This window comes from Collinsella aerofaciens, from assembly GCF_028207065.1.
Lineage (GTDB): Bacteria > Actinomycetota > Coriobacteriia > Coriobacteriales > Coriobacteriaceae > Collinsella > Collinsella aerofaciens_AR.
Map to the genome: position 1 here is coordinate 5,331 of NZ_JAQLFP010000007.1, position 15,696 is coordinate 21,026.

Below are 15,696 nucleotides of genomic sequence, written 5' to 3' on the forward strand. Positions count from 1 at the left end.
TTGCGCTTTCGGCGCAAATGCCTTCTACCGTCCGCACCGCGCGTGCGCCTACGGACCTTAAACCGAACCTCATACGAGTCAAGAAACGCGATGATGAACGAGCCCACCGCCGCGAGGGCGGCGAGCGCGTTAAGGAATTTCAGCATTTGGGGACCTCCGATCGAGTCGTCGGCCGCCCGCGCACGGGATGCGTCGCAAGGCCATTTTACTGCGAGCGCATGCACCCACGGCTGGTAAACGCGATTTTGACAAACATTTGTTCGATAGTTACACACACGGCTCCTCGCCCAGCGGAGCCTGGCCGCATTGTCCGGGTTTGCCCGACGTGTTTGCGTTTTCAAATGTCCCGAATCGGCGGGGCGATTCGGGATACAATCGTTACAGGAAACGACACGCCCCGCGTAAGTGTTCGAAAGCGCGAGCGAGCAGTTTCCGGTGTTGTTAAATGCCCGGGCCTCTAACCCCGGGCATTCTTATTTGCGCTTGTTGCGGCGCAAATGCCTTCTACCGTCCGCACCGCGCGTGCGCCTACGGACCTTAAACCGAACCTCATACGAGTCAAGAAACGCGATGACGAACGTGCCCGCATCGGACGATGGAGGCTGACTGCGTTATCCCAAAAAATCGGGGCAGACTCCAGTGCGGAGTCTGCCCCGAAAAGAGAATGGCAAAGCAAGAACGTCGATGGACGAGAAAAGTGTCCGCAAGTCTCATGGCCATCACATCCCACCTGCCAAAGGGATGGGTGAGCGAGCGTTACTCCTGCTCGGACTCCTCAGCCTGCTTACGGCTGCGGATGAGGTGCGCCACGCCGATGCACAGCACCGCGCCACCAGCGATCCAGGTGAAGGTCACACCGTTGAGGCCGGTGAGGGGAAGGCCGGAGCCCTGCTGGTCGGTGACAGTGAGGTGTACCTTGCCGTCAGCAGCCTCGGTATTAGTTTGAGCCACCTTGACGAGATTCTCATCAGTACCATTAGCAAGAGTGCAGCCCGGGTTAACAACAGTCGTATCGTCTGCCGGAAGCGCCCCGCGAGTAATGGTGAACGTGATGCCAGCGCTGTGGGAGTTGTTATATCCAGGCGCCGGCTTGACCTCCGTAAGGACGTAAGTACCCTCATCAAGACCAACAACGTTGATCTTGCCGCTTGCGTCGGTCGTCAGCTTGGCCTGCTCGCTATCAGGCGTCTTGGTACCATCCGCCTTGATATAGTTACCATCATCGCCCTGCTCCTGCAGCGTGAACTCAACGCCCGCGAGCCCCTTATTTTCATCATCGGAGCCCACCTTGGTGACATCGATGCCATAGGTGTAGTCATAAGCAGAGTGCTCAACCGTGGTGCCGATTCCATTGCCGTGCGGGTTGTTAGAATAGGTCAGCGTAACCGTATTTTTCTGGGGTTTGCCAACCAAACCCTGGAAAGCATCTTTAATCTTACCCTTATCATCAAAGATCTTGGTAGAGTCGAGTTTTGCCTCGTATTCAACCGTCACATTAGACGAACCGTTAACGCTAATTGCATTATTTTTTTCATCAACGCAGGACTTGAGGTCTACAAAGCTAACGGTGAGTACGCCGCCCGAATAGCTTTTTGTGTAGCCGGATGCAGGATCAGCCTTGACGGTCTTGCCATCAATCTTGACATCGACGATCGGCGAGCCGTCCTCGTCGCACTTAACCGTCATGGAGCCAGGCAGATTATCCGTAAATAAATACGCATAGGTGCTGTAGGTGTTGATGTTGCTCGCAACTGTACCGGCAAGCTGGTACTTGATAGGCTGATCCATGCGGGAGTCGGCGGACTTATTAAACGTGGCATCCGTCGCGTCGTCCTTGACGGCCTTGGTCACGTTGGGGACGCTCTTCTTGGGGGCTACATTAACGTCAGAGCCACCGACAATGGTGAAAATCGGCGAAGTGTACACGTCAGTATTGCCGGTCTTACTGGGCACATCGGTCACGAAAAGCCAGTAGCCTTGGTCCAGACTCTCAAAGTTACCCTTGTTGGAACCGCTCGGTTTTGCCCAGGTTAGATTCGAGTCCTCAAGTGCGGCAGCGATCTTGTCGAGCACGCTTCCGGCATTGACGTTATTACCATCTTTATCGTTCCCGTGTTTTTTGATGAACTGGGCCCACGCCTGAGGAGATTTAGCGTCTGCGTCGGTTGGGAAACCAGCAGGCTTGGGCTCATCAGTATCGAACGCCGTAGTCACTGCCCTCATTACGGAATCGTTTGCCCAAGCAATGTCGGAAAGTGTCTTGTCGCCAGTCCAAACGCCCTCATCCTTATTCTGTGTGACCGTCGCCTTGAAAATCTGGATGCCCTTGAAAGATGTGTCGGCATATTCAGCAGTGCCAGGGTCAGTGATAAACACCTTGCCCTTCTCCGTAGCCACCGTTGGCACACCCTCAGCAAACGCCATGGTCACCGGGGCCATGACGCCGCCGAAGCTCAACGCCGCCGTGAGGCCTGCTGTCACTGCCAGGCGTGCAATGTTCTTGTTCATGCTCATCTTCTTTTCCTCCGTTTTCCGTTTGATTCTCATTCGATCGGTCATCATCTGTCTGTGTCTTAGCATCTGCTTCGCTACGTCTCGCCCCGCTCTCTGTGGGGCTGCCAGCTACTCTTTATGGCTGCCACCTCCCCGCTTGACCAGGAGCGCGACCACGATGAGCGCGGCTCCGGCGACCGCTGCGGCGGCCGCGGCGTACATTGCCATATCGCCAGTCGAGGGCATAAAGCCTCCGGTGGTAATGCTAGGGGGTGTGCCGGTGGGCGTGTTAATGAGCGACGCCTCCAGGCTACCCGTCGACCCGTCCGCGCTGTCGGCGCGCAGGGGCGACTCGGCCGTGATGGTGAGCTTGGGCTTGGCGGCGGCCACCTGGTCGACGTCCAGCCCCTCGGCCTTGACCGTCACGGAGCGCGTGCCCTCAAAGGCGGTGTAGCCCTTGGGCGCCTTGAGCTCGCGGACCTCCAGCTTGCCCGAGTCCACGCCCGAGACGGTCACGCGGCCGTCCTCGCCCGTGGTGACGGTGGCCTTGCCCTCTGCATCCCACGTGCCGTCGGCCGCTAGCGTGCGGTCGCGATCGTCAGCGATGCTCAGGACCGCCCCGGCAAGCGGCTTGTCGCCGTCACTGCCGCGCTTGGTGAGCGCGAGATCCCAGGTGTAGGCGCACGCATCGTCGCTCGGCGTGTGGGTGAAGCCGGCGTCGCCGGACTGGTCGGCAAAGGGAGAGCGCGGGTAGCGCAGGTAGACCTCGTTGGGGTTGCCCTTCGCGATGCCGTGGTTGCAGCCGGCGGCGAGCGGTGCGTCGTACACGGCAACCACGCGGGCGCCCGCAGTGAAGGCGTCGGCCCCGCCGAGCGAGGCGATCAGGTCGCCGGTGCGCACGGTGAAAGTCTTACCGTCCGCCGCTACCTTGGTGGCGCACTGGGCCGTGATATCGGTCCAGCCCTTCGCGGGCTCGGTGCCGACACGGTCGTCCTTACCGACCGAGACGGCGTCGAAGCCGCCGTCCGTGCCCGCCGCCGCGTACACGCGCATGCTCGCGGCCACCTTGGAGGGGTCGAGCCCCGCGCCCATGGTGTCGACGAACTGCACCGTGTAGGTGTCGTAGGCGGTGAGCCCCGCCGGGACCGTGGCCGAGAGGCGCCAGTACAGGTCGTCGCCGACCGTGGCGTCGGCGGCCTTGCCCCAGGCGGCGGTGCTGTCCTCCAGCACGTGCTTTTGGACCTTGGGCGTCGCCGCCTTGGGCTTGACGGTGACGGCGGCGCCGCCGACCAGGGCCATGATCGGCGCGGTGCCGGCCTCGCCCTGGGCGATGGCGTCGTCGTCGGCGACGATGAGCCAGTAGCCACAGGGCAGCTCGGCCGCCGTGCCCGCGTTAAGGGCCACGAACACGGCGCCAGAGCTCTGGAGGGAACGAGCGAGCTGTGCGCTCAGCGCGCTCGTAAGGTGGGAATCGGTGTTGAGCCACTCGGCAGCTTCCTGCGCGGTGGTCTGGGAATTGGGCATGCCGGCGCTGTGCAGCACGGGCAGCGCGGCGTCGCGCGCGGCGTCGCTTGCCCAGGTGAGGTCGGTGGCGATCTTGGCGTCGCTGTCGCCGTCGACGACGTTGGCGCTAAAGATCTGGTAGGCGCCGTAGCTGCTCGCCACGGTGCCGCTCACCGTGATGGAACCGGTCGAGGTCGGCGCGGCCTGCGCGGAAGCGGGGAACACAACCGCGCAGGTGCCGATCAGGAGGGCAAGCAGCGCAAACAAGATCGGGAAGGAGCAAACTTTCTTATTCACGACGCTTACCTCCCTTCGCATTCGCCTTGCGACGAATGTGCATCCAGGCCGCAGCAGCGCAAAGCACCGCCGCGCCGGCAAGGTACGTCAGAGTGACGCCCGACATACCAGAAAGGGGCAGAGTGGTGGAGTAGGTGTTGGTGAAGGTGGAGGCGGGAATGGCGTTGGGCGCGGCGTCCTTGCCGATGGTGTTACTCACGGTGTTGCCCATGTCGTCCTTCACCTGCGTGACCGTGGTGGAGGTGGTGAGGCCGGAGTACTTGCCAGTGGTCTCATCCATGACGGCCTTCACCGTGACGGCCACCTGGTACTCGGCCTTGGAGTAGCGAAGCTTGTCGATGGCACCGGTGGTAGGCGCGACCTCCTTCACCGTGTAGGTGTAGGTCTTGGCGCCAGTCGGGTTCGAATCGTCGATCTTGGCGAGGTACTTTTTGGAGAACGAGATACCGCCAAAGGATGCCACGATGTCGTTGACCTTGGTGGAGCCCGCTGCGGGAGCGACGGAAATAGTCGTCGGATCAAGCTTAGGTGCGCTATCCTTATTTGCCCCCGTAGCCTCGATGCTGAACTCGAACGGCACATATTTGTCTTTATCGCCCTTCGGCCAGTCCGTATTGCGAACAGATTTGGTCACCGGGATCTTCACGGACGTAGTGGTAAGGGCGTCGGAAATGTAGACGTTGTTCCCGTCAATCGTCGGGCTCTTTCCCTCGGTCCACGTGACGGAACCGTCCTCGTTGGACACCGTGAACTCATAAACCGTGGTGTTCAAGTTGTAGCCAAACGGAGCCTGGGTCTCAACAAGCGTGTACGTACCCGGCAGCAGACCCTCGAGCGTGAACTTGCCAGGCGCGGTGTCGGTGTCTGCCCACGTGGTATCGCTCGAAGTCGACTGGTCGCTCTCCCGGTCGATCACGGTCCAGGACTGGTCGGCCGTACCATCGGCGTCCTTTTTCTTGGTGAGCTTCCACTCAGAACCAGGCAAAGGAGTGTGTTTTGTGTCGTCCTCCGCCACCTTGGTCCAAGACACCGTACCGGTGATCCTGGCGTTGGGAATGGCACCCGTGGGGTTATTCTCGAACGGAACATTTTTGCCGTTCTCATCCACGTAACCCTGAACGTAGTTCGGCTTCTCGCCAGTATTGTTCATAGTGGCATAGTAGATGGTGTCTGACTTCTGGTAGCCAGCCGGCGCCGTCTCCTCTTTGATGTAATACGTGAAGTAGTTGGTATCGTTGGAATTGCCGATGTTTGCCTTCTGGTTCAGATAGTTGAACTGAAGCTTGCCATCACCCGAAGCGTAATCATTTGCGCCACCGTCAGTCACCGTCACGATAGCGTCCTTGCCCGCGACAGCATTCTCGACAGAACCATAGATAGCCCACGAGGAACCAGGAAGCGACGTGTTGCCGTTCGCCGCATCGACCTTGCTCCACGCAACGGCGGAGCCGTCGGGCGTATACGACCCAGACCACGGGAAGTTGTGACGCTCCTGATCCATATCGATGACGGAAGCCGAGTTACCCTCACCAAATGCTGCGGCAACCTTCGGGCTGTTCATTGAGAAATCGACGCCCACATAAACGCGGCCGTTGGTAGTCACATGGTCGTCGAAACTTCCGTTGGGAACGAGAATCGATCCGATCATAGCCGCCGCAGGATCGTCGTCAGTCCACTTGGCACCGGTGGCTGTGCCGCCGTATCCCCAGTCCGCGCGGTTTTCTCCCGCGATGCCGCCTCGAATGGTAAGGCTTTGCGTATCGACAAAGTTCCACATGATGGACTGGGAAGCCGTCGCGTATGCCTCGCCCAGCTCCTTGCCGGAATATTGAGTTTCGTAACCACGCGAAATCTCGGTACCGTTCCACCAAAAGCGCCAGCCATTGTGAAACTCAATATTCGAAGATCCGGTAACGTTCACAACAACCGAGGCGCCCTTGGGAATGCCCTCGAATGCGAAATCAACGCCACGATAATACTCGTTGTTGTATGTATTGCTCAGCTGAGAAGCATCGATGGTGAACACCTGCTGCATAGAGGTGTTGTCGCCCTTAAACGTGATAAGACGCTCGCTATTCTTGAATTTCTTACCATTGAGCGACGTATCGGCGCAGTCCGAATATATGGTCTTATACGACTCATCAAACACCAGGCCATAATTACAATCCGTCTTGTCGTACTTGTTGATTACGTAGTTGTTGTGATTGCTCGCGAAACCAACCTCGAGCGTGCCGGTATTTGCAAACGAGTTGAGCTGTTTCGATAGCTTCGAGAGGTACCCATCTTCACCGTTGTAGCTCGAATAATCGTTATTGTTGACATTAGTCAAATCAACAGTTTGATTGAACAGGTTGCTTTCCTGAGAGTTCATGCCCTCGTACCAATTACCCTGCGTTGTCACCACGGATTGGCGTTCATTGTTATCGCGCCAGTATGTGATGGGGCCTGCGATCTGCGCAGTGTAGGCAAAGCCGGAAGGAGTCGCGCCCTCAGAAGATTTCTGCCGTCCGACCCAAGCGCCTTTCTTCCAAGCGCCAACGGTAGTCGTCTCCGGCGAGTCGCCGCTATAACCAACGCTCATCTTGGTGATCGCACTTTTAATTCCGGCCACCGCAAGCACGGTGCTGCCGGCGACAGGACGGAACTGGGAACCAAAACCAACGGTGCCAAAGCGGAAACCAGCACCAATTGATTGATAGGGCCAGCTCTCTTTGACTGGATTCATGGCAAGCTTGCCACGGACCAAGGTAAGGCCCTCCGCCTCAGCGGCATATGAGCCGGTGGGGGCGTTCTTCGCATCAAGATTACTAGTGTCGCTCGGCTTACCACCGATGTACATGTCGCGGCCGACGTAGGTGGCCACGCCGGGATCGGGGGTGGAGACATCGATATTCGTACCGATACCGATAGACGTGGGAACATAAATTCCCTTCTCCACGGTGGCCGTCGCTCTCGCTGAAGCCGCATTCGCACTCTGAGCCTGCTCAGCACTATTTGAAGAGCCAGCCTCGCCGCCATTGGTCTCGTCGCTATTCTGGTTTTCGGCATCCTCGCTGGTGTTATCTACAGCAGCGGACTCACTTGAGGAACCCCCCCCCATTACAGTTTCCTCGGTAGAAACCGTCTGGGTGTCGCTGGCGATGGCCTGCGAGATCGGGGGCATAACGAGCGACAGTACCAGGCTCAAAACGGAGGCTCCGCACAAAACGCCTGCCAGTACACGGCGCGTCGCTTTATTACTCTGCTTAGATTTGTCCGAATTCGCTTTCATCGATGTCTCCTCCCCAAGAGACCGCGATCTTGCTCTTTCACCATCAAACGTATCTGCGCAATCTGTAATTGCGCTCGTTTAGTAATGCAATTATAACGATTGTTTAAACATCTGAGCAAATAAAACCGATAGTTTTGTAGTGAGTTCTCAATTCTCTTGACAATTGCTCGGATTTGCCTTCGTTTATTCGCTATCTATTTTTTGTTTCTGCTGGTAATTTAGTTGCGTATTATTTTTTAATGGCATTAGATTTATTTGCACAACATTTTGCTCAAGAGCAAACATCCTGTGAACGGTCGAAAATCGACCGTGAGCGGTAGGTCATTAACCGTGATGAATATCCTGCCAAATTGATGAGAATATCTTAAACCCATCGGTGGTTAGAAGTATGATGTTCAGACAACAATATTTGAATTTTCCCACAGATTTTAGGTATCAATTCGCCCAAATCGCCTGAGGCCACCGCAAAAGAGCCTGCCCCCTTCTGCGGTGGTTCTCCCCCAGCGCTACAGCAGATGTTCCTCGATAAAGATCGCGATGCCGTCTTTGTCGTTGCTGGCGGTTACAAAATCGGCGGCGGCGCGGGTGGCGGCGCTGCCGTTTGCCATGGCCACGCCCACGCCGGCGTCAGCCACCATGCAGGTGTCGTTATCGGCATCGCCAAACACGCAGATGTCCTGGAGCTCCATGCCGTTGAGCTCCGCCACGCGCACAAGGCCGCGCGTCTTGGACACGCGCGGATCCATGAACTCGTAGAGCCGCTGCGTGGTTTGCAGAGCCGCCGCCTTAACAGTGTTATCGGCAAACGTCGACGCCCGCTCAATCACCCGCGGCATTACCTCGGGCGCCATGGTAAACATCACCTTGGGCTGCGGCTCGCGCAAAAACTCGGCAAAATCGACCACCTGGTAGGGCACGCCATCGACGCGCGACAGGTGCTCGACGCACGCGTTGCTCTCGGGCACGTAGAACACGCCGTCTCGGGGGCAGACGGGCGTTGCCGGAAGGTCCGCCATGTGCTTGCAGATGCGCGCGATGGTCTCGCCCGGCAGCGGATAGCTCAGCTCGTTGATGTCGTGTGCGCGGTCGATGACCTCGGCGCCACCGCAGCCCACGAGCACATCCACCAGGCCTTCGATGCCCCAGAGCTCGTACATGGCCTCGGTCGCGTGGGCGTCGCGCCCGGTGCACAGGCCAAAGAGCACGCCGCGCTCGCGCAGGGCGCGGATCGCCGCCACGGTGCGCGGGGACACCGTGTGCCGGCTCGTGAGCAGCGTGCCGTCGATATCGCAGAACACGGCTTTGATGTGGCTGAAGGTGGTGTCCATGGGGGCCTTTCTGGGATGTGCGGCGGTGTGGGGTGTATTCGTGAACGGCGTACATGGTATACCAAGGCACAGGCGCGGCCCGTCAAAGCAAAAACCACCACAAAGGTGCCTGGCCCCTTTGCGGTGGAAGTGACGTTTGCGGGCCAAACCATCACAACATTCGATGTTTTTCGGCAAAATCGCGATTTTCATCGAATGTTGTGATGGTTTCTTACCGCTTTGCGGCACGATCCAGATGCCGGCGTCCAAACAGCAGCAACGCCGCGGGAACCGCCGTCACGACCATGCCCGCCCCTACGAGCGTCTGCTGCACGCCAAATGTCGCCGCCAGCCACGGGGCAATCGCCAGCGGCGCCACGCCGGCAAACATATTGCCAAAGCCCATGACCGAGTTCACGCGACCGAGCTGCTCGAGCGGAGCCGTCGTTTGCACAATGGTGTTGTGGAGCGGGTTGACGACACCCCAAGCTATGCCCAGGGCGATCTGGCCGACGAGGGCCACGCCCACGTACGGTGTCCCCACATAGAGCAGGCTTCCCAGGCCCACGGACATGAGCGCCACGAGCAGCGTTTTTAGGTTTACCAAGTGCGGCGGCATCCGGAGCGCGACCATGGCGCCCAGCACCGCGCCGACACCGCAGGCCGACGAGAGCCAGCCCATCCACTCAACGCCAACATGCAGAACATCGCGATAGAAAAACGACTCGAGCGGATCGAAGGCTCCGTAGCCAAAGTTCGAAAGAAAAATGATGCAAAACAGCAGGGTGAGGACGCTGTTGGTAAAGACCGTCTTGATGCTGGCTGCGAAGGTGGCGCGGGCGGACGTGCTGGGGTTGGAGCTTTGTCCCGCACGTTCCCCTTCCTCTGCCGAATCGGCATCCGCATCCCCGGCGACATGGCTGGTCTGCGGCCTAAAGCCCCAACCGACGACGAACGCCAGCACAGTAAAGAGCATCATGAGCACGAACACCGCGCGCGACGACGCAGCCGCCGCGACAAAGCCGCCCAGCGTGGGGCCAACGATGATACTCACATTTGAGAACATGGCGATGGCGGAGTTGATGTCTTTGAGCTCGACGGGATCATCGGTGAGGTAGGCCGGATAGGATGTAGCAATGGGCTGGGCGAATCCCATCGTAAAGCCTAGAAACACCGCGCCGAGCAGGACGACGCCGGTCGCGCTACCAAAGGCGATGATTGCCGTGCCAGTTGCGAGCGCGCCGATGATGCTCAGCAAGAAATGGCGGCGCGGACCCCATGCGTCAAGCGCAGCGCCACCCGCAAAGGATCCCAGGATCACAAAGACGTTCATAAACAGGACCGCCAGCGATGTCGCGACGACCGAGGCATCGTCCGCATAGGTAAGCGTTCCGATGACGCCGATAAAATAACTGGTCTGAAACCCGGTGTAAATGAGAAAGCGCATAGCCACCAGGCGTTTAGCCTGCGCGGACAGCGAAGGTTGAGGTTTTGAGAGAAGAGATGCGAGCATGGAGACTCCTTGTTTCATACGAATACGGGCGGTGGGCATTCGCCACCGTCTATCGAATCAATCTATCCGCATGAAACATTAAGGACACATCAGGACCCTTCTCTCCGTTTTTCGCCCGTCATGAACTACTTGGTAGATTGTAAGGCATGTCACACACATCTACCAAAGCAAAAACCACCACAAAGGTGCTTGGCCCCTTTGTGGTGGTTGCGACGTTTACGCTGGTTGAGACTTGGCTAGGCCAGGTCAGCGCCGTTGGACTCGATGACCTTCTTGTACCAGAAGAAGCTGTCCTTGCGGCTGCGGGCGAGCGTGCCGTTGCCGTCGTTGTCCTTGTCGACGTAGATAAAGCCGTAGCGCTTCTTCATCTCGCCGGTCGAGGCGCTCACCAAATCGATGCAGCCCCACATGGTGTAGCCCATCAGGTCCACGCCGTCCTCGATGGCAATCTCCATCTGCTTGATATGCTCGCGCAGGTAATCGATGCGGTAGCTGTCGTGAATCGAACCGTCCGCCTCGACCTCGTCCACCGCGCCCAGGCCGTTCTCGACAATCATCAGCGGCACCTGGTAGCGGTCGTAGACCTCCTCCAGGTAGTAGCGCAGGCCCTCGGGGTCGATCGCCCAACCCCAATCGCTCTTCTTGAGGTACTCGTTGCCGGCGCCACCAAAGATGTTGCCCTGCTCCAGCAGCACCGGGTCGGCCGTGGCCGTGGCGCTCATGTAGTAGCTAAAGCTATAGAAGTCGACCTTGCCGGCGGCCAGCGTGGCGGCATCCTCGGGCGAGACCTCCACGCGCGCGCCTTCGCGGCGCCACACGCTGGGCGCCCACGAGGGATACGCACCGCGCACCTGCACGTCGCCGCAGTAGAAGTTCATCTCGCGCTGCTGCTTTTGCGCCGCCAGGACGTCAGCCGGATTGCACGTATGCGGGTAGCAGGCGTTGCCGGCGATCATGCAGCCGATCTTGTTCTGGGGATCGACCTGATGACCCATGGTGACGCACTTGGCGCTTGCCAGGAACTGATGGTGCAGAGCGTCGAAGCGCGCCTGCGGATCGTCCCAGTCGCAGTTGCCAAAGGCCATGGGCGTGTCAGTTGCCTCGGGCACCATGCCGCCGCCCATCACCCCGCCAAAGCCGCCCATGAGCAGGCAATTGATCTCGTTAAAGGTGAGCCAGTAGCGCACCAGCCCCTTGTACTCGGTCATGACGGTGCGAGCGTAGTTGAGGTAGAAATCGATGAGCTTGGGGTTCTTCCAGCCGCCGTAGTTTTTGGACAGGCCATAGGGCAGCTCGTAGTGGCTGAGGGTGACCATGGGCTCGATGCCCTGCTCCTGACAGGCCTGGAACACGCGGCGGTAGAACTCGATGCCGGCCTGGTTGGGCTCGGCCTCGTCGCCGTTGGGGAAGATACGGCTCCAGTTGATGGACATACGGTAGCACTTAAAGCCCATCTCGCCAAAAAGCTTGATGTCGTCGAGATAATGATGGTACATGTCCACGGCCTCGTGGCTGGGATAGTGGTACTGGGGCAGAATGCCATCGGTAATGTGGCGTGGCTCGGAGACCGTGCCGCCGGTCATGATGTCGGGAACACCGAGGCCCTTGCCGTCCTCGTTGTATCCGCCTTCGCACTGATTGGCGGCAGTGGCGCCGCCCCACAGAAATCCATCGGGAAAAGCCATGTTGGCTCCTTTCGTACGTGTTGGGAGGGTTCCACGGACGCTGGGACGGCGTCCGCAAGGTAATTTGCGTCCCGATCGGGGTTCGCGTTGAGTCGGCCGCCACGAAACCGGCCCATCTACTACGTTTAGTCGTGAACCCCCGACCACGCCGCAATTGTCAAAAATAAAACCGCAGGTAGACGGCTTGGCGATTTTTGGTAAACCGCCGTATGGTTGGCCCCTACCGTTAAAAGGTAGTAGATAGGCCAGTTTCGTGGCGAGGCCTCTATCGACGCCTGTGCGGGACCCCTCGTCCATTTGAAAAAAGCCGGCGGGGCGCTCCCCCGCCGGCCTGGTACCGAGTCTTTGTCGTTTGGGCTACTTGGCAGCCTCGGGCTTGTAGGTGACGAACTCGATCGCAAAGCCCACGGCGGCACCCACGAGCGAGGCAACGATAGCCCAGATCATGTGGTTGATGCCGTTAACACCGGAGGGATCGATGAAGGACAGCCAGTTGAAGACGCCCAGACCACCGGACATGTACACCACGGCGCCGGAGATACCGATGATGAGGCCGCCCACGGCAGAACCGATGCTGGCGTTGATGAAGGCCTTCTTATCGGGCAGGGCGACACCGTAGATAGCGGGCTCGGTGACACCAAAGAAGAAGGCGGAGATCATGGCAGGCAGGGCGATGCCGCGGAACTTCTCGTCCTTGTTCTTGAGGTACATGGCAAAGAGCACGGCGCCCAGCGAGAAGGAGTGGGCGATAACGGAGCCCAGGATGTAGTCGTGGCCCAGAGTGGACAGGTTGACCAGCGCGATGGGCACGAGCGACCAGTGGAAGCCAAAGATGACCAGGCACATCCAGAAGGCACCGACGAGGGTGCAGCCCAAGAGGGAGCCGATCATGGGCAGGCCAAACAGCAGTGCGAAGAACTCACCGAGCAGGTTGGTGATGAGCGTGGCGATAGGGCCAATGACCAGGTAGCCAAGGGTAACGGTGACGCTGACGACGATCAGCGGGGTGAAGAACATCTTCATAGAAGCGGGCATCCACTTCTTAACCCAGTGCTCGAGGGTGGAGCCAAACCAAACCATGAGCAGGATGGGGATAACGGAGCTGGTGTAACCCGAGGCAGGCATGATGAGCGGCAGGCCCAGGAACGTGGTGTACCAAGAGAAGGTACCGGCAAAGCCGAGCTCGACGGAGCCGACGACCTCACCCGAGGTCAGGGCAACCATGGTGGGGTACACAAGCGCAAAGGCAATGGCCATGCCGTTGAACTCGCTCATCTTGAACTTCTTGGCCGCGGTAAAGCCAAGCACCACGGGCAGGAAGTAGAACATGCCGTCAGCGACGGTGTAGAGCAGCGTGTAGGCGCCGTCGTTGGCAAAGCTCGGGACCAGGAAGGTAGCGAGCGCCAGCAGGCCCTTCATGATACCGGCAGCGGCGAAGGTGCCGAGCATGGGGGCGAAGATGCCCGAGATGAGGTCGATGATCACATCGGTAGCGCTCTTGGGAGCGGCCTCGTCGTCATCGGCGTCGACGGCGCCGCCGTCGCTAAAACCGCCGGCCTTGAGGACGGCATCGTAGACGTCCTCGACGATGTTGCCCACAACAACCTGGTACTGGCCGTTGGCGCGCATGACCTTGATGACGTTGGGCAGCTGAGAGATTGCCTCGTCATTGGCCTTCGACTCGTCCTTGAGCTTAAAACGAACACGGGTAATGCAGTGTGCGACGCATTTGACGTTGGACTTGCCGCCAACCAGCTCTACGATCTGGGCAGCAAGATCGTCGTATTTACCTGCCATGATCTGTCCTCTCTTTTCCAAATTTCGACAAAAATATCCCCTACCGCGAGCCGGTACCTTGCCCGCAGTTAGAAACCAAAAAGAATTGTTGCGATTGCCGCCAGGCTGGCGGCTTTACTCATTCGGTCTGCGAAGCCGATCGCAGACGGTTGATATGCATCATCAGATACAAGAGTTCCTCGTCCGAACAGCTCTGCTTGAACTCTTTCTCGAACACGCGGTTGATGGCGTACGCGCACTGGTAAGCCTCGGGAAAATCGCGGGCGGCCTGCATAAACAGCGAGGAGTTCTCGGTCTGCGTGCACTTGCCCTTAACGAGGCGGCGAACCAAAAAGCGCAGGTGCGCAAGAAAGCGGATGTAACTATACGATGCCGTGTCGAGCGAGCAGCCGAGCTGCTTTTCCACGGAATGAGTCACCTCGTCGAGCACGCGGGTGCTCTTCATGATGAAGTCCATATCCTTGGCGCGGCCCATGCCGTCGACCTCGGCGTTAACGATGTGGAGCGCGATGCTCGTGGCCTCGTTCTGACCCAGCTTGGCGCCGGTGCGCTTTTGCACGATGGCGAGCGCGGCCTGGCCGATCTCGAGCTCGCGCGGGTAGATGAAGGCTACCTCGTGCTCGAGCGGGTTGGGAGCGCTGAGCTGGTCGTCGTCGCGCTGGACGGCAAACTGCAGGTGATCAGCCAGGATAAAGGGCAGGCCACCGGATAGCTTGCAGCCAAGCTGCTGCGACGCGAAGCAGGCAATGTCGCTTGCCGCGAGCAGCACATCGTCGGGAAGGGTGCCGACCATATCCTGCAGGCTCTCGGGAACGTTATAGAATTTGCGCTGGATGAGGGACTCATCGGCAAGCTCGTAGGGCATCTCGTGGAAACCGATGCCCTTGCCAAAGACAACAACCTCTCGGCCGTCATCGCTGGCGGCAAGAGCAACGTTATTGTTGATCTTCTTTAAAATGAGCATGAAAAAACTCCTCGGACATCGGCGCTAGACGACGGGGCGATATTCCTCGTCTTCTATTATGCGCAAGTGATGCCTCCCAAGGAGTAACAAACTTGTGAGCATGTGGGCAATTGTAGGATGAAACTTGCATGCGGCGTAAGCCCCATTGGCGCGAAAGTCCGCCGAACGGTAGGAAATCGCCCGTAAACGGCAAAACCACCGCAAAGGAGTCTGGCCCCTTTGCGGTGGTTTTGGCTGATGCCCCGATGCTACTCGCGCGGGGTGCCGTAGGGGTTGTACAGATCTGCGAGAGCGAATGTGCTGGTGGCAGGATTAAAGTCGAGTTCGAGCACGCAGCAGTTGCCGATGCGGTTCTTCATCTTGAGCGGCTCCACGCCCACGCCGCGCATAACCTGAGCCGCTGCGGCGCCATGGCTCACGCATAACACGCTCTCATGCCCAGGGCGCTGCATGAGCTCGGTGATGGTCGCCATGATGCGCTCGCGAAACTCGTCTTCGCCCTCGCCGTCATACTGCTTGTAAAAATCGCCGTACGGCAGGCGCGGATTCAAATCCTCGCTCGCGCCCTCAAACTTGCCAAAGTTCCACTCCTTAAGGCCCTTGACGCGCTCGTAAGGCTGATCAGGAAACGCAAGCTCAAGCGTGTCGCACGCACGCTCGGAGGTGGAACTGTACGCATAGTCGAACGCAAGGCCACGCTCTCGCAGGGTCGCGCCGACAGTTTTAGCCTGCTCGATTCCCAGCTCGGTAAGCGGCGAGTCACACCAGCCCTGCTTGCGACGAAGCAAGTTAAAGAGCGTTTGACCGTGACGCATAAAGTACAGTTTTGGCATGAGACCTCCGTAATCGCAATCGTTTGTCAGCGA

The 15,696-nt window shown here is 58.8% G+C and carries 9 protein-coding genes; all 9 read right to left on the reverse strand.

The window, feature by feature from the left end:
• Nucleotides 1-756: 756 nt before the first annotated feature.
• The 9 genes from PMX72_RS03200 to PMX72_RS03240 all read right to left on the reverse strand — a co-directional run bounded on the left by PMX72_RS03200 (nt 757) and on the right by PMX72_RS03240 (nt 15,663).
• Nucleotides 757-2,508 (reverse strand): SpaA isopeptide-forming pilin-related protein, encoded by a 1,752-nt coding sequence (locus PMX72_RS03200; protein WP_158567774.1) that lies wholly within the window; start codon nt 2,506-2,508, stop codon nt 757-759.
• A gap of 114 nt (nt 2,509-2,622) precedes the next feature.
• Nucleotides 2,623-4,293 carry a SpaA isopeptide-forming pilin-related protein gene (locus PMX72_RS03205; protein ID WP_158567773.1) on the reverse strand — a complete coding sequence of 557 codons (1,671 nt, stop codon included), beginning with the start codon at nt 4,291-4,293 and terminating at the stop codon, nt 2,623-2,625.
• A complete protein-coding gene (locus PMX72_RS03210) occupies nt 4,286-7,564 on the reverse strand; it encodes a SpaA isopeptide-forming pilin-related protein (protein ID WP_118266224.1) in 3,279 nt (1,092 codons plus the stop codon). The genes PMX72_RS03205 and PMX72_RS03210 overlap by 8 nt, the downstream gene beginning before the upstream one ends.
• A gap of 506 nt (nt 7,565-8,070) precedes the next feature.
• A complete protein-coding gene (locus PMX72_RS03215) occupies nt 8,071-8,892 on the reverse strand; it encodes an HAD family hydrolase (RefSeq protein WP_118266222.1) in 822 nt (273 codons plus the stop codon).
• A gap of 211 nt (nt 8,893-9,103) precedes the next feature.
• The gene (locus tag PMX72_RS03220) at nt 9,104-10,384 is read right to left on the reverse strand and encodes an MFS transporter (RefSeq protein ID WP_158567772.1); all 1,281 of its coding nucleotides are present in this window, start codon (nt 10,382-10,384) and stop codon (nt 9,104-9,106) included.
• Between the two features lie 236 nt (nt 10,385-10,620).
• Nucleotides 10,621-12,069, reverse strand: coding sequence for a glycoside hydrolase family 1 protein (locus PMX72_RS03225; RefSeq protein ID WP_118266219.1), 1,449 nt, complete (start codon nt 12,067-12,069; stop codon nt 10,621-10,623).
• A 357-nt stretch (nt 12,070-12,426) separates the two neighbouring features.
• Nucleotides 12,427-13,866, reverse strand: coding sequence for a PTS transporter subunit EIIC (locus PMX72_RS03230; RefSeq protein WP_271746134.1), 1,440 nt, complete (start codon nt 13,864-13,866; stop codon nt 12,427-12,429).
• A gap of 118 nt (nt 13,867-13,984) precedes the next feature.
• Entirely contained in the window at nt 13,985-14,830 is an 846-nt protein-coding gene (locus tag PMX72_RS03235; protein ID WP_118266215.1) for a PRD domain-containing protein, read from the reverse strand.
• A 248-nt stretch (nt 14,831-15,078) separates the two neighbouring features.
• Nucleotides 15,079-15,663 (reverse strand): histidine phosphatase family protein, encoded by a 585-nt coding sequence (locus PMX72_RS03240; RefSeq protein ID WP_118266213.1) that lies wholly within the window; start codon nt 15,661-15,663, stop codon nt 15,079-15,081.
• Nucleotides 15,664-15,696 lie beyond the last annotated feature (33 nt).